Here is a 21,917-nt window from a genome sequence, read left to right as displayed (position 1 = left end):
AAAGGTATGAGTTCCTCTTGTCAATATTTCTGTCAATTTTATTGACGTGATAAATCTTGAGTACTTTTAGTTAGTTTAATGGTTTCCGTCATCTTTTTAGTGCCTCTATAGAAGGTAATAGTCATGTCATCACCTATCTTATGCTTGTAAATAAGGCTCTGTAAATCGCTGGTATTATTGACTTCTTGACCATCAATTTCTGTAATCACGTCATATTTTTCTAACTTTCCATCTGACGGCATACCAGTCTGAACTGCTGCGACAACAATACCAGAAGTTAGGTCTTCAGGAATTTTTAGTTGACCAATGGCAGTGGTAGAAAGTTGATTAAGATTTACCATAGAAATACCAAGAGCTGGACGGTTAACGGAACCATTGTCTTCTAATTGTTTAATGATTTCAACAACATCATTAGATGGGATAGCAAAGCCCATGCCCTCTACTGAGAGACTAGAGTTTAATCGGCTTGTTGCAATTTTACTTGAGTTAATACCGATTACTTGACCTTGAATATTGACCAAAGCCCCACCAGAATTTCCAGGGTTAATGGCTGCATCAGTTTGGATAGCGTTAGTTGAAATGGTTTGACCATTTTCATCCGTAGAAGTGACAGTTCGACTAAGACTAGAAACAATTCCTTGAGTGACAGAATTGGCATATTCACTACCCAAAGGACTGCCGATAGCAATAGCTGTTTCTCCTACTGTCAAAGCAGATGAATCAGCAAATTCTGCGACATTTTTAACCTTTTCAGAAGAAATACGAACAACAGCTAAATCAGAATAAGTATCTGAACCGATTAACTTACCAGTAACCTTTGTGCCATCGGCTAAGAGAATTTCAATTTTTTCAGCCCCGTTGATGACGTGGTTATTGGTTACGAGATAGGCATATTTACCATCTTTTTTATAAATAACGCCAGAACCTTCCCCATAGACTTGTAAATCAGATTCTTCATCAAGACGCTCATCAGTAGTTTCTATGCCGCCAAATAGACTAGCTAGACTAGAACCAGCTGAGTTTTTCTGATAGTTGATGACAGAAACAACGGCATCTTGAACGACTTTAACTGCCTTACTGGTTGAGGTTTCGTTTTGATAAGTCACTTGGCTAGTTTTAACCTGACTAGTAGTTGTTAGATTATTTTGGTTCATCATTAGCATGGCCATCCAACCACCAACAAATCCGACTAGAAGAATAAAACCAGTTTTAATCAATTTTTTGAAAATAGATGTTTTATTAGTTTCCACAGTATTCTCCTTTTATTTTTATCCTTATTATAGCAAATTTAACTTAAGTTTAACTTAATTATCAACAAGAACTTATACACAAGTTGTGGATAAGTTTTGAAATCAGTTAACTTCTTTGCTATTAACTAGGTTTTACTTAATCAATTTTAAGTTTTAAATTGTGGATAAGTTTGTTGAAAAAATAGACTTGTGCTATACTAGATTTATGAAAGTCAAAATTATTTCAGTAGGAAAACTTAAAGAAAAATACCTTAAAGATGGTATTGCAGAGTATAGTAAGCGATTGGGGCGATTTACAAAACTAGATTTAATTGAATTAGCTGATGAAAAAACACCTGATAAGGCAAGTCTAGCTGAAAATCAGCAAATCATGGATAAAGAAGCCGAGCGAATTCTAAGTAAAATTTCTGAACGTGAATGTGTGATTGCTTTGGCCATTGAAGGTCAGCAATTATCCTCTGAAAATTTCAGTAAGTTTTTGGCTGATACAACGCTTAAAGGTTTTTCAGACATCACTTTTGTCATTGGTGGGAGTCTCGGTTTAGCACAGCAAGTTAAATCACGGGCAAATTTTTTAATGAGCTTTGGCCAATTTACTCTACCTCATCAATTAATGCGTTTGGTCTTGTTAGAACAAGTTTATCGAGCTTTTATGATTCAACAAGGAAGTCCCTATCATAAGTAGTTTCACGTGAAACAAGGAAGAAAAAATGTCAAAAAAACATTATCGTATTTTTGAAGGTTTACGTTTTGCTAGTTGTTTAACCTTTATCAGTGGCTATATGAATGCCTTTACCTTGGTTACTCAAGGAGGTCGATTTGCAGGTATCCAATCAGGTAACGTGGTTTTTTTAGCTTACCATCTAGCTAAAGGTGCTTTTGCAACTTCCCTTCTTTTTCTAGTGCCAATTGTTTTCTTTATGCTAGGTCAAGCCTTGACTTATTTAGCACGATCCTATTGCGTCAAAAGAAAGCTACCTTGGCATTTATCTGGTAGTTTAATGATGACAAGTTTAGTTTTTTTTGCAATTATTTTAAATCCCATCATAGGGCACTCTTTAACTATTGCGATTTTGTCTTTAGCAGCTTCAGTGCAAATTGAAACGTTCAGACATCTTAGAGGGGCTCCTTATGCTAATGTGATGATGACAGGTAATGTTAAGAATTCAGCTTATTTAGTTATCAAGGGGTGGATGGAAAAAGATATGATGTTATTTAAACAAGGTTGCTATATCTTTATTACCATTATTAGTTTTGGTTTAGGGGTTTTATTATCAACAAGTTTATCTGTTCAATTTGGAGAATCCGCCCTTATTTTCTTATTGTTGCCAATGTTTTATATCAATTATCAACTCATTATAGAACGAAAAACCGTCTAGCCTAGGCTAGACGGTTATATGATTCCAGCAGGATTCGAACCTGCGACCGTTCGCTTAGAAGGCGAATGCTCTATCCAGCTGAGCTATGGAACCTCAATACAACTAATTCTATCAAAATATTAGCTAATTTGTCAATTGATAATCTTAGCTTGATCATTTTAGAAAAAAATTAAATTTTTTTTGAAAAAAGACTAGACAAACTAAATTTTTCTGTTATAATAATAAAAGTAATAGGTGATTACGACATGGTCCGTTGGTCAAGGGGTTAAGACACCGCCTTTTCACGGCGGTAACACGGGTTCGAATCCCGTACGGACTGTTCTAACAACTGCTTAGCAGTTGTTTTTATTTTAATCATTAAAAAACTTCTGAGGTTTACTCAGAAGTTTTTCTTATTTTTTTGATTGACGTTGATAAATATAATAACCAGTCATTCCCAAAATGCCGATTAAGGATAACCCAATTCCTAAGATAAATCCTTGTGGAATGAAGCTAAGGGTAACATTACCACTTCCTGCCGGAACATCAACAACCATGAAACCATTTTGTGCTCGTCTAATCGGTAGTTGATGACCATTTTGCTTAGCTGTCCATCCTTTATCGTAAGGGATGGTAAAGAGAATTGAACTTTTCTTGTCCGTTGAGTAAAAAGCAGTGACTTGATTTTGTGTTGTGCTAACTTGAATCGTTCGCTGATTGATTACAGACATCGCTTCTTGGTAGTTAGTCAAGTTAATCGCATAAAAATTAGGTGCAGTAAAGTTGACTTCTTGTTCTTTTCCAAACTTAAAAGTAATACGATGTGTTCCTGCTTCTAAATACGCTCCTAGATTAAATAAGCTGTAAACATTTGATATGGTATAGTTATAATCAGTTCCATCAATATTTATCTGGAAATTTTTGGTGTCTTTATTATTGAATGTTAAATTAGGAACACTAACATAAACTTGACGGTTAGCTGGTACTTGGACAGTATAGCTAACACTAGTAGTTCCTTCAGTATTAGGTTTTACGGTGACTTGTTTATCAAGAATAGTAGCCCCAGCTTCCATATTAGCATTTAATTTAGTAAAGTAATTAAGAGAAAGACCTGAAATTTGATTGAGTAATTTAGATTGATTGTCAAGTGTGTTTACAGTAATGTCAATATTCTTGTAAACTCCATTAGTTAGCAGACCAAGTTGGCTAGCATATTGATTCTGATAGAGTTTCATACCTGTATCTTCAAAAACTTGTTCAAAACCAAATTTATTTGGCATCTTTTGACTAAAATTATATTTAATGCCAAGCAAGCTATCCATGATAATCGTATTGTTTTGATAACGTAAATTTAAGTTGGTTCCTGTAGATTTGAAACCTAGTCTATCTAATAAACTACTAGATGATCGATTACGAATTGATGAAAATTGTGATAGACCATAGTAATTAAATTTCATACTATCGTTACCAGTCTGAGGATAGAGACGTTCCATACGGAAAAAAGTATTTGAATTGTCTTTAGCATATTTGACAATCTTGTTAATTTCTTTAAGATTTTTAGAATAGGATTCTTTGGTTGGAAAGACCCATTCTTCTCTTAGACCACTAACTTGGTAGTAGGTGTTGATACTTGTTTCGCCAATAGTAAAGATTAGCGTAAATATTGTAAACACTAAAAAACTAATTTGCTTTTGAGCGTGAGAAATCAAAATAGTGGCATAAGCAAGCATAAAAATAGCGGTTAAGATGAACTGGTTAAATTCTAGAAAATCATATCTTTTCGTAAAAAATCCTGTGGCAATAAAGCCTAGACTCAGAGAAAATAAAGCCGGCAAAAAATGTTTCCAATTTAATTCTGATAGGTGATTTAGACTCTTTCCTGCTAGCAGAATAATTAAAAAAGATAATAACCAAGCATAACGATGTAAAAACATATTTGGAGCATGCATCCCTTGCCACATTAAATCAAGTGGTTGGAAGTAGAAACTCACAATTAAAAAGAGAAAGAGTAGGGCATAAGCTAGTCTGATTTGCCATTTGATTGACGAGATTGTAAAGTAGGTCAAGGCTAGAATAAGTGGTAATAAACCAACATAAATCATAGGAATGGCACCAAACTTCGTCGTATCATAGGCTCCAATGAAGTTTTTTGCAAATAAATCAAGATACCAAGCGCCTTCTGTAAAGAGTTTAGTGATTTCAGTAAACTTTTCACCATGAGCTTTAAGGTCAAGATAGGTTGGCAAAAGCATAATCGCACTAGATAGACCAGCTAAGATTGACACGATGGTAAATGATTTAAAGTTTTGTAAAATCTTTTTCCATCCAGAAGTTTTGGTTTGCTGAACTATAAAATAAAGGGTTAAGAAGATAGCTGTCATAAATCCAAAATAATAGTTTTGGATAAAAAGAGTTGTCAACGTGAGATAGTAAAGAAGATAGCCTGATTGATTGAGTAATTGGTGTAAACCTAGGATAATCAGAGGGACTAGAATAAAGACATCAAGCCACATGTTAATTTCTAATTGACTAGTAGCAAAACTCATCAGACTGTAAGAAGCAGATAAGACAAGGATTAGAGGCAACTTGACATTACTGTAAAGTTTTTTCAAACTGTAAGCACTAGAAAGTCCAATTAAGCCAAATTTAACCAAGGTTACAAGGTAGATGGCATCAGGCATATTAGTATTATTAAAGAAATAAAAAATAGGTGAGAGAAAACTTCCTAGATAATAACTAATGAGTGCATAGAAGTTTAGTCCTAAGCCACTGGTGAAGGTATAAAATAGACTGTCTTGTCCGTGAAGGATATTTTTTAGCGTCTCAGCAAAGACAACATATTGATGAAAACCGTCACTGGCTAAGATAGTGCGATCAGCACCCCAAGAGATACCTTGACTAAGTAAACTAATAAAGATAATGATAAGTGGTAGTAAAAAAGCAGATAGATAGAAAAGGTAGTTTGTTTTTTCTCTTTTTTTGTGAATATTAAACATAGATTTTCCTTTTTAATAATGAAAAAGTGTGATTAAGAAAAAGAGTTGGGTAGCCAACTCTCTTATTTCCAAAGTTCTTGGACTTTTTCTTGGACTTCCTTGTTTTCAAGAAATTCATCGTAGGTTTCATCAATTCGGTCAATGACCCCATTTTTTGAAATCACAATAATGTGATTAGCTAGGGTTTGAATAAATTCATGGTCATGACTGGCAAAAATGATACTTTCTTTGAAATCTTTAAGTCCATCGTTAAGACTTGAGATAGATTCGAGATCCAAGTGATTAGTCGGGTCATCAAGTACTAGGACATTTGATTTAATGAGCATGAGTTTAGATAACATCACACGAACTTTCTCTCCTCCTGACAGGACATTAACGGATTTATTAACATCATCGCCAGAGAAGAGCATACGACCTAAGAAACCACGAAGGAAGGTATTATCGTCTTCTTCTTTGCTAGCGAACTGACGCAGCCATTCAAGAATGGTTTCACCACTGGCAAAATCACGAGAATTATCTTTTGGTAGATAACTACGACTAGTTGTTACGCCCCATTTAATGGTTCCTTCATAGTCAATATCACCCATTAGGGCACGAATTAGGGCAGTTGTTTGAATATCGTTTTGCCCAATCAAGGCAGTCTTGTCACCTGGACGTAGGATAAAGCTGATATTGTCTAAGATAACTTCACCGTCAATGGTCACTTTCAAATCTTCAACGGTCAAAAGGTCATTACCAATCTCACGCTCAGCTTTGAAGTTGATAAATGGATACTTGCGACTTGACGGAACAATTTCTTCAAGTTCAATCTTATCAAGCATTTTTTTACGAGAAGTTGCTTGTTTTGATTTAGAGGCGTTGGCAGAGAAACGAGCAACGAATTCTTGTAATTCCTTGATTTTTTCTTCAGCTTTAGCATTGCGGTCAGCTTGTAAGCGAGCAGCCAGTTCAGATGATTCTTTCCAAAAATCATAGTTACCAACAAAGAGTTTGATTTTACCGAAATCTAGGTCAGCCATGTGCGTACAAACTTTGTTTAAGAAGTGACGGTCATGGGAAACAACGATAACAGTATTTTCAAAGTCAATTAGGAAATCTTCCAACCAGTTAATTGATTGAATATCCAAACCGTTGGTTGGCTCGTCAAGTAAAAGAACGTCTGGTTTACCAAACAATGCCTTGGCTAAGAGAACTTTTACCTTATCTCCATTAGCCAACTCGCTCATGGTTTGATAGTGCAAGTCTTCAGCAATATTAAGGTTTTGTAGGAGTTGTGCAGCTTCACTTTCGGCTTCCCAACCACCAAGTTCTGCAAATTCTCCCTCTAACTCGGCTGCACGGACACCATCTTCGTCAGAAAAATCTTCTTTCATGTAGATGGCATCTTTTTCTTTCATGATGTCATAGAGTGTTTGGTTACCCATAATAACCACATCAATCACGCGCTCTTCTTCATAGTCAAAATGATTCTGACGAAGGACAGAAAGACGCTCATCTGGACCAAGGGAAATATGACCTGTACTTGGTTCAATATCACCAGCCAAAATCTTTAGAAAAGTTGATTTTCCAGCACCATTAGCACCAATTAGGCCATAGGTATTACCAGCTGTAAATTTGATATTAACATCGTCAAAAAGTTTACGATCACTGAAACGCAGTGACACGTCTGAAACTGTTAGCAATTTGATTACCTCATTCTTTATAATCTTCTTTATTCTACGATAAAAATCTAGATTTTTCAAGAAAAACAAGGCGGCTAGTGGTTTTATTTCAAATAAAAAATTGACAAACTTGTCAAGTTTGTCAATTTAGTGTCAAGATGACCAAAAAAGGAGAGTAGATAAGACAGTTCCCAAGAAGAAAATCAACCAGCAGGTCAGCATTAAAGCAAGGACAAAACCTAGTTCACTTTGCCATTTGGGAGTTTTTCTCTGCTTACCATTTAGGAAGTTGACAAGGTCTGCATAGGTGTTCAAAGAATATCTTTTGATAATGTAGCAAACTTGAACTAAAGAAAATAGGAGAATGCCACCTAAAAAAGTAATGAGTAGCGAAAATTGATTACTGTCTAGTAAATAACGTGTGGGATAGACGACAGAAAAGGCAAAATAGGATAGGGCTAGAATGAGCAACCATTTCTTCAAGAGTTTTTGTTTAAGCACTTGTTTCATAATGGGAAGATCTCCTTTGACTAAATAATCCAAAGAGATGTCAAAATAGGTGGCTATTAAGAGTAGGCTGTTGATGTCTGGGTAGGTTTTGCCTATCTCCCAGTTGGAAATGGTTTGACGAGAAACATAGAGTTTTTCAGCCAAGTTTTCCTGCGATAGCCCCCTTTCTTTCCTTAATTCAACCAGTCTTTTTTGCAACTCCATAATGATTTCCTTGGTTAACTTTAGTTTAGTCCTTTTACGCTTAGTTTACCATAAAAAGTCTTGGACAAGCTCGAATATCCTTGTCAAAAGGCTTTGACAGAGTTGAAAAGTTGATAGGTTTGTCAACCTACATAGGTAGAAGAATATCTTCTTCCCTTAGATAATGCTTGGTTATACTAAAGCCACGTCCAAAAACTTGACTGGCTGGCATGACAACAATAAAAGCTGTTTTATCAATGGCTAAAATATGTTTTTGTAAGGCAGGAAACTCATAGCTCGAAATAGTGGTCATGAGCATGGTTTTCTGAACGGTAGAATACCCCCCTTGAATGGGAATGATGGTGACACCTCGATCAGTAACCGTTGTAATATGTTTTTGGATGAGTATATTTTTGTTAGAAATAATCATGACAGTTTTAGAAGTATTAAAGCCAATTTCTATTTGACTAATAATAGAGCTGATAACGATAAGAGCTAATGTCGAATACATGACTTGGTCGTAAGAAAAGGTAATTAAGCCCATTAAAACACTGATGCCATCAATGATAATGACAGCAGCACCTAATGAGAGTGGCGTATATTTATGTAAGATTTGAGTAATAATTCCTGTTCCACCAGTTGATGAATTTCCTCTAAAAACTAAACCTAGCCCAAAACCAACGACAACACCACCAAAGATAGCAGCTAAGAGTGGATTTTTGGTGATAGTTGGTAAGTCAGCTGTTAATCGAATGGCAAAAGGATATATTAAAGAACCAAAAATTGTTTTAATAAAGACTGATTTTCCTAATAAAAAGTAACACATCAAGAGTAAGGGAAGATTACTAAACATGAGAAAAACTGATGGACTCAGTCCAAAGAGTTGTTTGAAAACAACAGATAGGCCAATCATTCCTCCAGAAGCGATATGATTGTCTAAAAACATGGTGTTAAAGCCACTAGCTGCAATGAATGAACCAAGAGTCACTAAGACTAGATTTTTCAGAGTTTGTTTCATTTTTTTCTCCTTGTTCAATTTTCCCTTGTTATTATGCCCCAAGCCACTAGCTGCTGTCAAGATATGTGGTATAATCTAATGAGGAATAAAAAATAAGGGAGTTTGGTATGAAACCAATTATTTTAACAGGTGATCGACCGACTGGTCAGCTTCATATTGGTCACTATGTAGGTAGTTTGAAAAATCGTGTTTTGTTACAGAATCAAGATAAATATGACATGTTTGTCTTTTTAGCCGATCAGCAAGCCCTAACTGACTATGCTAAAGACCCACTAAAAGTACGTGAGTCAATTGGTCAAGTGGCTTTGGACTACTTGGCTATTGGACTTGATCCCAAAAAAGTTACGATATTTATTCAAAGTCAAATTCCAGAATTAGCTGAATTAACCATGTATTATATGAATTTGGTTTCTTTGGCTCGGTTAGAGCGAAACCCGACAGTTAAGACAGAAATTGCACAAAAAGGCTTTGGTGAGTCGATTCCAACTGGATTTTTGGTTTATCCTATTGCTCAAGCAGCTGATATTACAGCTTTTAAGGCTAATTTTGTTCCTGTTGGAACCGATCAAAAACCGATGATTGAGCAAACACGCGAAATTGTTCGTAGTTTTAATCATACCTATCAAACAGATATTTTGGTTGAGCCTGAAGGAATTTATCCTGAAAATGAAGCAGCAGGTCGCTTATCTGGTTTAGATGGCAATGCTAAAATGTCTAAATCGCTAAATAATGGTATCTTCCTAGCAGATGATATGGATACAGTACAGAAAAAAGTTATGAGCATGTACACAGACCCTAATCATATTCGAGTGGAAGATCCAGGTCAAATTGAAGGCAACATGGTCTTTCATTATTTAGACGTATTTGGTCGCAAAGAAGATGCTGATACCATAGAGGAAATGAAAGAACACTATCAACGTGGTGGTTTGGGTGATGTTAAGACCAAACGTTACCTACTAGAAATTTTAGAGCGTGAATTAGCCCCTATTCGCAAACGACGTTTAGACTATGCTAAGGATATGGGTGAAGTTTACAATATGTTAGAAAAAGGTAGTCAGGTAGCTCGACAAAAAGCTGCTCAAACGCTCTCAGAGGTTAAGGCTGCTATGGGCATCAATTATTTTTAATTGCCTAATGACTTAACCTACAAAACTTGCTATAATAATAAAAATACATTTGAAAAGAGGAAGCTACTGTCATGTCAAATTGGGACACCAAGTTTTTGAAAAAAGGATTTACATTTGATGATGTTTTACTGATTCCAGCGGAGAGTCATGTCCTACCAAATGAAATCGATCTTCAGACCAAGTTAGCTGATAATCTAGTCTTGAATATTCCGATTATCACTGCTGCTATGGATACTGTAACTGATAGTAAAATGGCTATCGCTATTGCTCGTGCGGGTGGTTTAGGTGTTATCCATAAAAATATGTCAATCCAAGAGCAAGCTGATGAGGTAACTAAGGTAAAAGAATCAATAGATGTTATTGAGGCTTCTAATGCAGCAAAAGATCAATTTGGTCGTCTATTGGTTGCAGGAGCAGTGGGTGTCACATCGGATACCTTTGAACGTGCTGAAGCTCTCTTTGAGGCAGGTGCGGACGCTATTGTCATAGATACAGCTCATGGTCATTCAGCAGGAGTATTGCGTAAGATTGCAGAAATTTGTGCGACCTTCCCAGATAAAACACTTATTGCAGGTAATGTAGCTACTGCTGAAGGAACTAGAGCCTTGTATGAGGCAGGTGTAGATGTTGTTAAGGTAGGGATTGGTCCAGGTTCAATCTGTACAACTCGTGTGGTTGCAGGTGTTGGCGTACCACAAGTGACTGCTATTTATGATGCAGCAGGTGTGGCGCGTGAATACGGTAAAACAATCATCGCTGATGGTGGTATTAAGTATTCAGGTGATATTGTGAAAGCTTTGGCAGCAGGTGGTAATGCTGTTATGTTAGGGTCAATGTTTGCTGGAACTGATGAAGCACCAGGAGAAACGGTGGTATTCCAAGGACGCAAGTTCAAAGCCTATCGTGGTATGGGGTCAATTGCAGCGATGAAAAAAGGGTCAAGTGATCGTTACTTCCAAGGAGCAGTCAATGAAGCTAATAAGTTGGTTCCAGAGGGAATTGAAGGTCGTGTAGCTTATAAAGGTGCTGTTGCTGATATTGTTTTCCAAATGTTAGGTGGCATTCGTTCAGGGATGGGTTACGTTGGTGCAGGTGATTTAGCAGCATTACATGACAAGGCACAATTTGTTGAAATGAGTGGTGCAGGTTTAATTGAAAGTCATCCACATGATGTTCAAATTACGAATGAAGCACCAAATTATTCAATGAGATAAGAAAAGAACTGATTTACCCAGTTCTTTTAATACTGTAAAGGAGAAAATTAATGATAGGAATTTTATATGCTTTAGTTCCCATGGTAGCGTGGGGAAGTCTTGGTTTTATTAGTAACAAAATAGGTGGTAATGCAAATCAGCAAACCTTTGGTGTAACCTTGGGAGCAGTACTATTTGCAACGACGGTTTATTTGGTTGTTAGACCAGATTTGACTTGGTCAACATGGTTGTTTGGTATTATAGGGGGGATTCTTTGGGCAGTTGGTCAAAATGGACAATTTAAGTCTATGCAATATATGGGAGTATCAGTTGCTAATCCCTTGTCAAGTGGTAGTCAATTAGTTGTTGGTAGTTTGATTGGAGTTCTTGCTTTTCAAGAATGGACAAAACCGATTCAGTATAGTTTAGGAATGATTGCTATGATTTTCTTACTAGTTGGTTTTTACTTTTCGAGTAAGCAAGATCCAGATAAAGAAGTTCTTGATAATAGTCAGCCTCGTGATTTTAAAAAAGGCTTCCAAGCTCTAACGACTTCAACCCTGGGTTATGTTTCTTACACAGTCTTTTTTAACAACATTGTCAATCTGGATCCAATTTCAGCGATTCTTCCAATGTCTTTTGGTATGGTATTTGGGGCAGTCATGTTCATGAAGTTTCAAGTTAATTTTGAACCAGTAGTTTTGAAAAATGCCTTGGTAGGTATCTTATGGAGTTTTGGTAATATTTTTATGCTTTTTGCGGCAAAAGAAGCCGGCTTAGCGATTGCTTTTTCATTCTCTCAACTAGGTGCAGTAATTGCTATTATTGGTGGTATTCTCGTTTTAGGGGAGAAAAAGACCAAGAAGGAAATGAAATGGGTTTTAATCGGTATCAGTTGCTTTATTATTGGTGCAGTCTTGTTAGGTGTTGTAAAATCATACTAAAAGAAGTTGACAGTATTGTCAACTTCTTTTGTTTTGAATATTACCAGCATGAATATCAAAAATTGTCATATCTTCTGGCAAATGGCTGAGATGGTCTAGGCTAGTAGTGGTAATAAAGGTTTGAACATCCTTATCAATGCTTTCTAATAATTTGGTTTGACGATAATTATCTAATTCACTCATCACATCATCTAATAATAAAATAGGAAAATCGCCAGTTACTTTTTTAATTAAATTGATTTCAGCCATTTTTAAGGATAAAATCAAGCTTCTATGCTGTCCTTGACTGCCAAAACTAGCAGGCATGTCATTGATAAAAAATTGCAAGTCATCACGATGAGGACCAAGACCAGTATTTTTTTTGAATAAATCTCTCTCTCGAGAATCAAGTAATTCTTGTCTAAAACAATCTTCTAAATGATTGGCATGATCAAATTTGAAACTTGATTGGTAGCTGATAGTCAGCCTTTCTAAATCATTTGAAATTAAAGTATGATGTTTGTTGGCTTCTTGTTCTAATTGTTTGATAAAATCTAGTCTTTGTTTGATGACTCGACTTCCAAAATGAATAAGTTGGTCATCTAAAACTGCTAAAAAATCCCTGTCGATTTGTTTAGTCGTTTTAAGGTAACTATTTCTTTGTTTAAGCACATGATTATATTGAGCCAAGTCAGCCAGATAAATTGGTTTAATTTGTCCCAAATCAATATCTAAAAATTTACGTCTTAGGCTAGGGGAACCTTTAACCAGTTGTAAATCTTCTGGAGCAAAGATAACAATAGTCATCGTACCGATATAGCTAGACAATCTATCCTGTTTAAGATGATTGACTTTGATAATGCGTCCCTTACTAGAAAGTTGAATATCAAGATTTACAGATGATGTCAACTTCTGTAAATCTCCCGTCAACTTTACAGTATCGCAATTAAAACAAATCAAATCTTTATCTGATCTTGTTCGATGACTACGGGTTAAGGCTAAAAAATAAATAGCTTCTAAAAAATTAGTTTTTCCCTGAGCATTTTGACCAAGAAAGATGTTTAAGTGGGGAGAAAATTGAACCTGACAATCTTGATAATTCCTAAAATTCTTTAATGTTAAGTTTTGCAACCACATGTTAAGTACCTGAGAAACGGACAGGTTTCTTTTTATTTTGACTTGTTTTTTTAATTGGCTTGCTTATTTTTTGGGTTTGGTTTTTATTTAAGTTTTTAACTAATTCTGCAACCCTCTTTTTTTCTTCTTGTTCAGCCTTATACTGTTCTTTTTCTGATTGACTAGGCTCAACCATGATAATTTTAATGTTTTGTTGGGGAAGTTCGACAATATCACCAAGACGAATTTTTTTACCTCGACGTTTTTCATCTTCTCCATTAAACAAAACAGTGTGCTCTGCTAAGAATGCTTTCACTGCACCACCTGTTTGAATAATTCCTTGCTCTTTTAAAAGAGCTTGTAATGTAATATAGTCACTAAATAATTTGTAATTGATCATATTTTACCTCTCATTTAATATTATAACACGTTTCGTCATTTTTAGTGGGCGAGGAAGGGATAAAATGGTATAATGAAAAACGATACTATTCAATTGGAGAAGGACAATGGAAATTGTAAAAGGTGTTAACCTGCATGTCGTTCAGACTAAAAAATTTAAGACGAATCATATTACCTTTCGCTTCTCCACTCCTTTGAAGCGACAAACACTTGCCCGTCGTGCTTTGATAGCCCAACTACTTGAAACAGCCAATGCTAAGTATCCTAATTTGCAAGTTTTTAGACAACAGTTGGCACATCTTTATGGAGCAACTTTGTCAACTAAGGTGTCAACTAAAGGCAAGGTTCATGTACTAGATATTGATATTAACTTTGTTTCAGATCCCTACAGTATGGGAGAAGAAATTTTAGTAGAAATATTTGATTTTTTATCTCACATTCTTTTTAATCCATTGGTTTCTGTTGTTCAATATCAACAAAAATTTTTTAATCGTGAAAAGGCTAACTTACTTCATGCGATTAGTTTAGACATGGAAGACTCTTTTATTTACAGTGATTATCAAGCAAAACATCTATTTTTTGAAGACGATTTATTAGCTCTGCCAAGCTATGCAGATTTAGATTTGGTTGAAGAAGAGAATTCTTATACGGTTTATCAAGAATTTCAAAAAATGATTCAAGAAGATCAAGTTGATATTTTTGTGGTCGGTGATGTTGATGCTTATCGAATTGTTCAGCTGGTTCATCAATATCCTTTAGAAGAACGTCAAGTCAGCTTGGATTATTTTTATGATCAACCTTATACTAATGTTGTCAAGCAAAAAGTAGAGCAAAGTCATAATCAACAATCTGTTTTACAACTTGTTTACAATCTCGATATAAATAATCAAGAAAAGTCTCAGGACTTTAGCTTACTTGTGTTGAATGGCATGTTTGGTTCATTCTCACATTCTCGACTATTTACAGAAGTTAGGGAAAAAGAAGGTTTATCTTACCATATTGGCAGCTTTACAGATAGATTTACAAAAACTTTACAGGTTTACGCAGGGATTGATGCTAAGGATAGAGAGATAACCTTGCGTTTGATTCAAAAACAACTAAACGACTTTAAAAGAGCTCGTTTTTCTATCAATCTTTTGGAACAGACTAAGACTTTATTGCGAAATAATCTGATATTGTTGGAAGATCACCAAAAAACTTTAGTCGATTTATTTTATCATCAGCGTTATTGTGGTAGTCAATCTTTGGAAACAATTTTAGATGAACTTGATAAAATTAGTAAAGAAGATGTGGTGGCTCTGGCTAATCAGATTAAGTTACAAGCCATTTATTTTTTAGAAGGGAGCTAGTGATTGTCAGCGCTTAATAAACTTAATCATCCTAGAATTGCTCAAGAACTTTACACCTATACTTTTAATAATGGTTTTATGATCTACCTATTACCCAAAGAAGATTTTAAGGAAGTTACAGGTGTTTTAAGTCTTAATTTTGGCTCTATTGACAACCAATTGACCTTGTCTAATGGTCAGGAAAAAAGTTATCCAGTAGGAGTAGCTCATTTTTTAGAACATAAATTATTTGAGTTAGCTGATGGTAAAGATGGGGCTCTTGAATTTGTAAAATTGGGTTCGGAGGTCAATGCCTTTACTAGTTTTGAACAAACAAGCTACTACTTTACTGCCAGGGATCAGATTGGTCAGAATATTGATTTACTTTTTCAGTTGATTTCAAGTCTAACAATTACAGCAGAATCAGTTGAGAAAGAAAAAGCAATTATCGCACAAGAAATTGACATGTATCAAGATGATACGGATTACTTGCTTTACTCAGGCGCTTTACAAAATCTTTACCCAGAAACGAATTTGGCAGAAGATATTGCTGGACGTAAAAAAGAAATCAAAACCTTGTCAATTAAAGATTTACAGGAAAACTATGCTCATTTTTACCAACCACAAAATATGTCTTTGGTTTTGGTAGGAGACTTCGATGTCAACGAGGTTTACAATGACATTGACAAGAGTCAGAAACGTCATTTTAGCAACATGGGAAGGTCAGATAGTTGTCGAACACCATTGACTAAGACCCAAGTTATTCCGAAACGCACAGTAAGTGTACCAGATATTAGTAAGCCTAAATTAGTTTTGGGGATTCGAAGTAGCTATAATAGTCAATCTCTCTTGAAACAAAAATTAGCTTTGCAACTCTTTTTTGCCATGTTATTTGGTTGGATGTCAAAAAGCTATCAAGATTGGTATGAAGCAGGTAAAATTGATGATTCTTTTGATTTTGAGATTGAGCTAGGTTCTCGTTTTGCCTTTGTTCTTCTTTTCTTAGATACAGAAGAGCCAATCGCTATGGCTCGCTTGTTAAAGCAAAAATTGAGTAAGACAGAGCAAATGATGGATTTGACTGAAAAACATTTTAATTTGGTCAAGCGAGAGTTATATGGTGAATTTTTACGCAGTTTGGATGATGTATCGCACTTGGCTAGCCAATTTTCAAGTTATGTTGCAGATGGTTCTAACTATTTGACTATGGCTGATTTGCTAGAGCAGTTGACTTTAGCAGACGTTGTTACTATTGGCAGAGAATTTCTCAAAGAAGCGGAGATGACAGAATTTACGATTTCTCCCCAGTAGTGCAAAAGAAGATATTTTGATATAATTTACTAGTATAGATGATTGAGGAGAACAAGTATGAGAGAAGCAAGTATTGGTGAGTTGTTACGGCAAGCTCGAACAAAAAAAGGGTATGATTTAGAACAAATAGCAGAGCTGTCTGAGGTTCCTCGTCACTATCTTTTGGCCATGGAGATGGATCAGTTTAAGTTACTGCCACAGGAATCGGTTAATTCATTTATTGAGCAGTATGCTGAGGTTGTTGATTTGGATGGTGTGTCTTTAATTCATGGCTATCGTAACATGAAATTAAGTCAGCAACAGTCACAAGAAAAAGTTGATTTTACTAAAAAAGACACTGACTCAAAAAGCAGTCAAAAGTCATTAGGGATTGTTAAAAGAGATACGGTTGAAGAAGTTGTAGCAACTGAAACTATCGTGGAAACAAGGAGTAGTCGTCATAAGGATGAAAAAAAATCCTATCTTCCTTTCTTGACCTTACTAGCACTTTCTTTAGCCATTGTCGGTTTTTTGGCTTATATCACTTGGCAGCAAATGCAGAATAATCTAACACCAACGACTCAGCCTTCCTATTCGATGGTGTCATCATCTTCAAGTGAGTCTGAAAGTAGTGCGTCTGCTAGCACAGAAGCGTCTGCAAGTACTTCTCAACCGAGTTTGACAACTACTGGTGGAGAAGATAACTTGGAAGTAGCCTTGAGTAATCCAAGTTCAGAAGTTGTGATTAGTTTTCAACTTGTAGAAGGGGAAGAGAGCTGGGTTGCTGCTTACACCGATCAACTAGGAGAGCAAGGTGCTTTATTGACACCTGATAATCTAGAGTATCAAGTCACCTTACCGCAAGATGTAGTATCAACAGTTTTGACCTTAGGTAATGCCCAAGGATTGGCTGTCACGATTGATGGGCAAAAACTTGATTTATCAGCATTAACTTCTAGTCTAAGTTATGTAACATTGACAATACAACAATAAAGGTTTTTATGTTTAGTAAAAAGGAAAATATCCCCAATCTTTTAACGCTTTTGCGAATTATTTTAATCCCTGTTTTTCTAATATTGACTTCGCTACCTCATCGAGCTAGTTATCAAATTTGGGCTGCGGTTATTTTTGCATTTGCCAGTCTAACGGATTATTTGGATGGTTATTTGGCTCGTAAATGGCAGGTTGTGACTAATTTTGGTAAATTTGCTGATCCACTGGCCGATAAAATTTTGGTAATGAGTGCTTTTATCATGTTGGTGGGCTTAGACCTAGCCCCAGCTTGGTTGAGTGCGGTAATTATTTGTCGTGAGTTGGCAGTAACAGGTCTTCGTTTGCTTTTAGTTGAAACAGGTGGAGAAGTGCTGGCTGCTGCTATGCCAGGAAAGATTAAAACAACCACTCAAATGTTATCTATTATCTTTTTATTATTGGGTTGGTCTGTGTTAGGGACTGTCCTACTTTATGTTGCCTTGTTTTTTACGATTTATTCTGGTTATGATTATTTTAAAGGAGCTAGCTTCTTATTTAAAGGTACCTTCAAATGAGTCAAATCATAATTGATGTTAACAAACTTAATTTTAAATACGATAGTGACGATCAGAATTATCTTTTAAAAGAGTTATCGTTTCACGTGAAACAAGGAGAATGGTTGTCTATTATTGGTCATAATGGTTCTGGTAAGTCAACGACAGTTAGATTATTAGACGGTCTTTTATCAGCAGAAAGTGGTCAGATTTATATTTCTGGTCAAGAATTGACTGAGAAAAATTTATGGCAGATTCGTCGTCAAATTGGTATGGTATTTCAAAATCCCGATAATCAATTTGTTGGTGCAACTGTGGAAGATGACATTGCTTTTGGTTTAGAAAATCAAGGACTCAGTAAAGACGAAATGGAAAATCGAATCACTGAAGCTCTCGCAATGGTTGGAATGTCAGCATTTAGAGACAAAGAACCAGCAAGGTTGTCTGGGGGGCAAAAACAGCGTGTTGCCATTGCTGGTGTGATTGCTATGCGACCTGACATTATGATTTTAGATGAAGCTACCAGTATGTTGGATCCAAATGGGCGTCGTGAGGTCATGTCTTTGATTAAAAAGGTTCGTGACACTTATGGTTTAACCGTGATTTCCATTACGCATGATTTGGATGAAGTGAATCTAAGCGATCGTGTTTTAGTGATGAAAAAAGGTCAAGTGGAGCTTGATCTTAGTCCGAGAGAACTTTTTTCAGAAGAAAATAGAAATCTATTAGATCTAGGTCTGGATCAACCATTTAGTTCTCGATTGCAGATGTCCTTGATTGAGGCAGGTGTCTTATCTGATTTTGATTATATGACAGAAGAAGAATTAGGAGATAGATTATGGGAATTAGCCTCAAGCAAGTAGATTTTACCTATCAAGTGGGGACGCCTTTAGAAGAGCGAGCCCTTTTTGATGTAACCGCTGAGATTAAAAATGGCAGCTATACGGCTTTTATTGGACATACAGGTTCTGGCAAATCAACGCTCATGCAACTATTAAATGGTCTAAATCTGCCGACAGAAGGGACAGTCTTGGTTGATGAAATGGTCATTACCAAACAGGCCAAGCCAACTAATATTCGTTCGTTACGTCAAAAAGTAGGTCTGGTTTTTCAATTTCCAGAAAGTCAGTTATTTGAAGAAACGGTTTTGAAAGATGTGGCTTTTGGACCACAAAATTTTGGTGTCGATCAAGCGACAGCAGAAAGCATTGCGAAAGAAAAATTAGCCCTAGTAGGTATTTCAGCAGATCTTTTTGAAAAAAATCCATTTCACCTATCTGGTGGTCAAATGAGAAGGGTTGCGATTGCAGGGATTTTAGCCATGAACCCTAGTGTTCTAGTGTTAGATGAACCAACGGCTGGTCTTGATCCAAAAGGTCGTAGAGAGCTGATGACCTTGTTTCAAGAACTACATCAGTCTGGCTTAACCATTGTTTTGGTCACACATGTTATGGATGATGTTGCTGATTATGCTGATTTTGTCTATGTGTTAGAAAAAGGAAAATTAGTTTTAGAAGGAACACCTAAGGATGTCTTTCAATCAGTTGAATTTCTAGAAGAAAAACAGTTAGGTGTGCCTAAAGTTACTCAGTTTGCTAAGACCTTATCAGATAGAGGGATGAACTTAGAACATTTACCGATTACGATTGAAGAGTTTGTGGAGATGATGAAGTATGGATAAATTTATTTTAGGACGTTATATTCCTGGTCAGTCTCTTGTTCATCGTTTAGATCCACGAAGTAAATTATTGGCGATGTTTATTTATCTTTTGATTATCTTTTGGGCTAATAATTTACTTACTAACTTAATTTTAGCTGGGGCAACTCTTTTGATGATCTTAGCGTCAGGGATTAAACTATCTTTCTTTTTTAATGGTTTGAAACCTATGTTTGCCTTGATTCTTTTTACGACGGTTTTTCAACTCTTTTTTACAAGAGGTGGAACGGTCTTCCTTGATTGGGGTTTGATTAAGATTAGTGATTATAGTTTGGCACAAGCTGGTTTAATTTTTATGCGTTTCATTTTGATTACTTGCGTGTCCACTTTATTGACGCTGACAACACCACCACTTAGTCTAGCAGATGCGGTTGAATCACTACTTAGTCCACTCAAGCGATTTAAAGTCCCTGTTCATGAAATTGGGTTAATTCTTTCTTTAAGTTTACGTTTTGTACCAACCTTAATGGACGATGCCACTCGAATTATGACAGCTCAAAAAGCAAGAGGAGTGGACTTTGGCGAAGGAAATCTATTACAACGTATTCGCTCAACCGTTCCTATCTTAATTCCTCTTTTTGCTTCTAGTTTTAAGCGAGCAGACGCTTTGGCCTTGGCTATGGAAGCTAGAGGTTACCAAGGTGGAGAAGGTCGTAGTAAGTATCGTGTCTTAAAATGGCAACAAGCAGATAGTAGTTTAATCTTAGGTCTGTTGATGTTAGCTGTGCTATTATTCTTACTAAAAACTAATTAAAAAAACGCCTTAAAAGGCGTTTTTTTAGTCTTGTGGCAATCTTTTTGTAATATTTTTAACGAGAAACTAATTTATTAGTAATATAAGGCAGGTAAGATGAAGGTGTCAAGAAAAAGAAAGCGAGTAAATAAACAAATGACAAAAACTAAACGATTAAAACATAAAGTAGCAGGTCTTGTTCTTTTAGCTAGTTTGAGTGTGCCAACTCTGGTTAGTGCAGATACTTATACGGTTAAATCTGGTGATACTTTGTCTGGTCTTGCTGTTGATTTTCAAACAACCTTAGATAATTTGCTGTCCTTAAATCAACTAAGTAATCCTAATGTTTTGACAGTTGGTCAAGAATTAACGATTAAACGTGACAACACTCAATCATCAACGGCAGTTGCAGATGTTGCTCAAAATGATACTGCAACAACAAGTTCGACATCAACTTTGAGTGAAGCAGATTTGACGGCAAAGGAATGGATTGCCCAAAAAGAGTCAAGTGGTAGTTACACTGCTCAAAATGGTCAATATTATGGGCGTTACCAACTTACCTTGTCTTATCTAAATGGTGACTTGTCGCCTGAAAATCAAGAACGTGTGGCTGATAATTATGTGACGCAACGTTATGGTTCTTGGTCAGCAGCTAAAGAATTTTGGTTGGCTAATGGGTGGTATTAGTCAAAAATAGCTCAATTTTGACGATTTTACCTTAAATTAACATATTCTTGTAATATTTTTAATGAAATATCTATCAAAAAGTAATATTTTATCGGTAAGATAAGAGCAGTTAATGAAAGAGAAGGTACATAGTTATGTCATATCGTAGCAAGAAACCAAGAAAACTTGGTGTTGCTAAGCAGGCGGTTTTAGGAATTTTAGCCCTCTTAGTTACCACTATTTTGATTTTGACTGGTAAACAAGTGTTGACAGCTTCGTCTATGGCTGAAAAAACAACAACATCATCAAGTCAAACGTCATCAGCAAGTAGTTCATCAATTAAAGTTGATTTGATGTCAACAAAAAAAGACACATCATCGTCTTCAGAAGAAAATCAAAGTGAATCAACTTCAAGTTCTTCTAATGTGGAAGATTTATCAGAATCTAGCGTCACGGAGTCTAGTTCAGTAATGGCAGAGTCAACTTCAGTTGATCAAGCCTCATCTCAAGTTTTGGCTGATGCAGGAACAGTGGCAGTAGAAGAAACAGTTCCAGCTGAATATGTAGATTATTCAACGGCTTATTATACTGGAGAACAAGTGGCCTATGAGGCGACTGCACCAGCTTATAATAATACTAACAGTAGTTATGCTGCTTTAGCTAATGGTAATACGGCAGGTGCTGTCGGTAGTGAAGCTGCCGCTCAAATGGCTGCGGCGACAGGTGTTTCTCAAGCAACTTGGGAATATATCATCGCGCGTGAGTCAAATGGTGACCCTAATGCCTATAATCCGTCAGGAGCGTCAGGTCTTTTCCAAACAATTCCAGGTTGGGGTTCGACAGCAACTGTCCAAGATCAGATTAACGCAGCAATCAATGCCTATAATGCTCAAGGCTTAGCAGCTTGGGGTATGCAATAAAAT

General features: G+C 36.0%; 21 protein-coding genes and 2 tRNA genes. 15 read left to right on the top strand and 8 right to left on the bottom strand.

From position 1 onward, the window contains the following. Positions 1-38: 38 nt before the first annotated feature. Entirely contained in the window at positions 39-1,250 is a 1,212-nt protein-coding gene (locus FRX54_RS04320) for a S1C family serine protease (RefSeq protein ID WP_261379630.1), read from the bottom strand. Between the two features lie 205 nt (positions 1,251-1,455). On the opposite strand from FRX54_RS04320, the gene rlmH reads away from it, so the two are divergent. Next, positions 1,456-1,935, top strand: a complete 480-nt coding sequence (gene rlmH, locus FRX54_RS04315; RefSeq protein WP_146461406.1) for a 23S rRNA (pseudouridine(1915)-N(3))-methyltransferase RlmH — start codon at positions 1,456-1,458, stop codon at positions 1,933-1,935. A gap of 25 nt (positions 1,936-1,960) precedes the next feature. Beyond that, positions 1,961-2,629: a YoaK family protein gene (locus FRX54_RS04310; protein WP_146461405.1), complete on the top strand. Its 669-nt coding sequence runs from the start codon at positions 1,961-1,963 to the stop codon at positions 2,627-2,629. A 19-nt stretch (positions 2,630-2,648) separates the two neighbouring features. Here FRX54_RS04310 and FRX54_RS04305 read toward each other — a convergent pair. Next, positions 2,649-2,722 (bottom strand) — tRNA-Arg (locus tag FRX54_RS04305). A gap of 154 nt (positions 2,723-2,876) precedes the next feature. On the opposite strand from FRX54_RS04305, the gene FRX54_RS04300 reads away from it, so the two are divergent. Continuing rightward, a tRNA-Glu gene (locus FRX54_RS04300) sits at positions 2,877-2,948 on the top strand. Positions 2,949-3,021: 73 nt separating this feature from the next. On the opposite strand, the gene FRX54_RS04295 is transcribed toward FRX54_RS04300, so the two are convergent. The 4 genes from FRX54_RS04295 to FRX54_RS04280 form a co-directional block, all read right to left on the bottom strand. After that, positions 3,022-5,604 carry a YfhO family protein gene (locus tag FRX54_RS04295; protein WP_146461404.1) on the bottom strand — a complete coding sequence of 861 codons (2,583 nt, stop codon included), beginning with the start codon at positions 5,602-5,604 and terminating at the stop codon, positions 3,022-3,024. Positions 5,605-5,666: 62 nt separating this feature from the next. Further along, a complete protein-coding gene (locus tag FRX54_RS04290; protein WP_146461403.1) occupies positions 5,667-7,286 on the bottom strand; it encodes an ATP-binding cassette domain-containing protein in 1,620 nt (539 codons plus the stop codon). 132 nt (positions 7,287-7,418) lie between these two features. After that, positions 7,419-7,979 carry a helix-turn-helix domain-containing protein gene (locus FRX54_RS04285; RefSeq protein WP_146461402.1) on the bottom strand — a complete coding sequence of 187 codons (561 nt, stop codon included), beginning with the start codon at positions 7,977-7,979 and terminating at the stop codon, positions 7,419-7,421. Between the two features lie 127 nt (positions 7,980-8,106). Further along, positions 8,107-8,976, bottom strand: a complete 870-nt coding sequence (locus FRX54_RS04280; RefSeq protein ID WP_146461401.1) for a YitT family protein — start codon at positions 8,974-8,976, stop codon at positions 8,107-8,109. Positions 8,977-9,083: 107 nt separating this feature from the next. Here FRX54_RS04280 and trpS point away from each other — a divergent pair, with 107 nt between their 5' ends. From trpS to FRX54_RS04265, 3 genes are all read left to right on the top strand, one after another. Beyond that, positions 9,084-10,103 (top strand): tryptophan--tRNA ligase, encoded by a 1,020-nt coding sequence (gene trpS / locus FRX54_RS04275; protein ID WP_146461400.1) that lies wholly within the window; start codon positions 9,084-9,086, stop codon positions 10,101-10,103. A gap of 71 nt (positions 10,104-10,174) precedes the next feature. Next, complete coding sequence (locus FRX54_RS04270; RefSeq protein ID WP_146461399.1) at positions 10,175-11,317, top strand: IMP dehydrogenase; 1,143 nt, start codon at positions 10,175-10,177, stop codon at positions 11,315-11,317. A 50-nt stretch (positions 11,318-11,367) separates the two neighbouring features. Next, on the top strand, positions 11,368-12,240 hold the full coding sequence (locus FRX54_RS04265) for a GRP family sugar transporter (protein ID WP_146461398.1): 873 nt from the start codon (positions 11,368-11,370) through the stop codon (positions 12,238-12,240). A gap of 18 nt (positions 12,241-12,258) precedes the next feature. On the opposite strand, the gene recF is transcribed toward FRX54_RS04265, so the two are convergent. Continuing rightward, entirely contained in the window at positions 12,259-13,356 is a 1,098-nt protein-coding gene (recF, locus tag FRX54_RS04260; RefSeq protein ID WP_146461397.1) for a DNA replication/repair protein RecF, read from the bottom strand. Between the two features lies 1 nt (position 13,357). Next, the gene (yaaA, locus tag FRX54_RS04255; protein WP_146461447.1) at positions 13,358-13,732 is read right to left on the bottom strand and encodes a S4 domain-containing protein YaaA; all 375 of its coding nucleotides are present in this window, start codon (positions 13,730-13,732) and stop codon (positions 13,358-13,360) included. Positions 13,733-13,841: 109 nt separating this feature from the next. Between yaaA and yfmF the strand changes: the two genes are divergently transcribed. The 9 genes from yfmF to FRX54_RS04210 all read left to right on the top strand — a co-directional run bounded on the left by yfmF (position 13,842) and on the right by FRX54_RS04210 (position 21,914). Then, positions 13,842-15,083, top strand: a complete 1,242-nt coding sequence (gene yfmF / locus FRX54_RS04250; RefSeq protein ID WP_146461396.1) for an EF-P 5-aminopentanol modification-associated protein YfmF — start codon at positions 13,842-13,844, stop codon at positions 15,081-15,083. A 3-nt stretch (positions 15,084-15,086) separates the two neighbouring features. Continuing rightward, the gene (yfmH, locus tag FRX54_RS04245; protein WP_146461395.1) at positions 15,087-16,373 is read left to right on the top strand and encodes an EF-P 5-aminopentanol modification-associated protein YfmH; all 1,287 of its coding nucleotides are present in this window, start codon (positions 15,087-15,089) and stop codon (positions 16,371-16,373) included. 57 nt (positions 16,374-16,430) lie between these two features. Next, positions 16,431-17,345 (top strand): RodZ family helix-turn-helix domain-containing protein, encoded by a 915-nt coding sequence (locus tag FRX54_RS04240; protein WP_146461393.1) that lies wholly within the window; start codon positions 16,431-16,433, stop codon positions 17,343-17,345. Positions 17,346-17,353: 8 nt separating this feature from the next. Next, positions 17,354-17,899, top strand: coding sequence for a CDP-diacylglycerol--glycerol-3-phosphate 3-phosphatidyltransferase (gene pgsA / locus FRX54_RS04235; protein WP_146461391.1), 546 nt, complete (start codon positions 17,354-17,356; stop codon positions 17,897-17,899). Beyond that, on the top strand, positions 17,896-18,741 hold the full coding sequence (locus FRX54_RS04230; RefSeq protein ID WP_186652490.1) for an energy-coupling factor ABC transporter ATP-binding protein: 846 nt from the start codon (positions 17,896-17,898) through the stop codon (positions 18,739-18,741). Before pgsA ends, FRX54_RS04230 begins: the two co-directional genes overlap by 4 nt. Continuing rightward, positions 18,717-19,559, top strand: coding sequence for an energy-coupling factor transporter ATPase (locus FRX54_RS04225; protein WP_146461388.1), 843 nt, complete (start codon positions 18,717-18,719; stop codon positions 19,557-19,559). Before FRX54_RS04230 ends, FRX54_RS04225 begins: the two co-directional genes overlap by 25 nt. Continuing rightward, positions 19,552-20,349, top strand: coding sequence for an energy-coupling factor transporter transmembrane protein EcfT (locus tag FRX54_RS04220; protein ID WP_146461386.1), 798 nt, complete (start codon positions 19,552-19,554; stop codon positions 20,347-20,349). The genes FRX54_RS04225 and FRX54_RS04220 overlap by 8 nt, the downstream gene beginning before the upstream one ends. A 135-nt stretch (positions 20,350-20,484) precedes the next feature. Then, positions 20,485-21,015 (top strand): LysM peptidoglycan-binding domain-containing protein, encoded by a 531-nt coding sequence (locus FRX54_RS04215; RefSeq protein ID WP_146461384.1) that lies wholly within the window; start codon positions 20,485-20,487, stop codon positions 21,013-21,015. A 134-nt stretch (positions 21,016-21,149) separates the two neighbouring features. Beyond that, positions 21,150-21,914, top strand: a complete 765-nt coding sequence (locus FRX54_RS04210; protein WP_398586794.1) for a transglycosylase SLT domain-containing protein — start codon at positions 21,150-21,152, stop codon at positions 21,912-21,914. Positions 21,915-21,917: the final 3 nt, after the last annotated feature.

The organism is Streptococcus sp. sy004 (assembly GCF_007859205.1).
In the GTDB taxonomy this organism is placed as follows: Bacteria; Bacillota; Bacilli; order Lactobacillales; family Streptococcaceae; genus Streptococcus.
Note: the sequence above shows the minus strand (reverse complement) of the source record. Positions and strands in the feature narration are given on the sequence as shown.

What these genes read in the sequence shown, in the direction of transcription:
- FRX54_RS04265 (WP_146461398.1), top strand. Translation starts at nt 11,368, where the DNA reads ATGATAGGAATTTTATATGCTTTAGTTCCCATGGTAGCGTGGGGAAGT.
- FRX54_RS04225 (WP_146461388.1), top strand. Translation starts at nt 18,717, where the DNA reads ATGGGAATTAGCCTCAAGCAAGTAGATTTTACCTATCAAGTGGGGACG.
- recF (WP_146461397.1), bottom strand. Translation starts at nt 13,356, where the DNA reads ATGTGGTTGCAAAACTTAACATTAAAGAATTTTAGGAATTATCAAGAT.
- FRX54_RS04280 (WP_146461401.1), bottom strand. Translation starts at nt 8,976, where the DNA reads ATGAAACAAACTCTGAAAAATCTAGTCTTAGTGACTCTTGGTTCATTC.
- yfmF (WP_146461396.1), top strand. Translation starts at nt 13,842, where the DNA reads ATGGAAATTGTAAAAGGTGTTAACCTGCATGTCGTTCAGACTAAAAAA.
- FRX54_RS04310 (WP_146461405.1), top strand. Translation starts at nt 1,961, where the DNA reads ATGTCAAAAAAACATTATCGTATTTTTGAAGGTTTACGTTTTGCTAGT.
- pgsA (WP_146461391.1), top strand. Translation starts at nt 17,354, where the DNA reads ATGTTTAGTAAAAAGGAAAATATCCCCAATCTTTTAACGCTTTTGCGA.
- rlmH (WP_146461406.1), top strand. Translation starts at nt 1,456, where the DNA reads ATGAAAGTCAAAATTATTTCAGTAGGAAAACTTAAAGAAAAATACCTT.
- FRX54_RS04240 (WP_146461393.1), top strand. Translation starts at nt 16,431, where the DNA reads ATGAGAGAAGCAAGTATTGGTGAGTTGTTACGGCAAGCTCGAACAAAA.
- trpS (WP_146461400.1), top strand. Translation starts at nt 9,084, where the DNA reads ATGAAACCAATTATTTTAACAGGTGATCGACCGACTGGTCAGCTTCAT.
- FRX54_RS04215 (WP_146461384.1), top strand. Translation starts at nt 20,485, where the DNA reads ATGACAAAAACTAAACGATTAAAACATAAAGTAGCAGGTCTTGTTCTT.
- FRX54_RS04230 (WP_186652490.1), top strand. Translation starts at nt 17,896, where the DNA reads ATGAGTCAAATCATAATTGATGTTAACAAACTTAATTTTAAATACGAT.
- FRX54_RS04285 (WP_146461402.1), bottom strand. Translation starts at nt 7,979, where the DNA reads ATGGAGTTGCAAAAAAGACTGGTTGAATTAAGGAAAGAAAGGGGGCTA.
- FRX54_RS04210 (WP_398586794.1), top strand. Translation starts at nt 21,150, where the DNA reads ATGTCATATCGTAGCAAGAAACCAAGAAAACTTGGTGTTGCTAAGCAG.
- FRX54_RS04270 (WP_146461399.1), top strand. Translation starts at nt 10,175, where the DNA reads ATGTCAAATTGGGACACCAAGTTTTTGAAAAAAGGATTTACATTTGAT.
- FRX54_RS04220 (WP_146461386.1), top strand. Translation starts at nt 19,552, where the DNA reads ATGGATAAATTTATTTTAGGACGTTATATTCCTGGTCAGTCTCTTGTT.
- FRX54_RS04295 (WP_146461404.1), bottom strand. Translation starts at nt 5,604, where the DNA reads ATGTTTAATATTCACAAAAAAAGAGAAAAAACAAACTACCTTTTCTAT.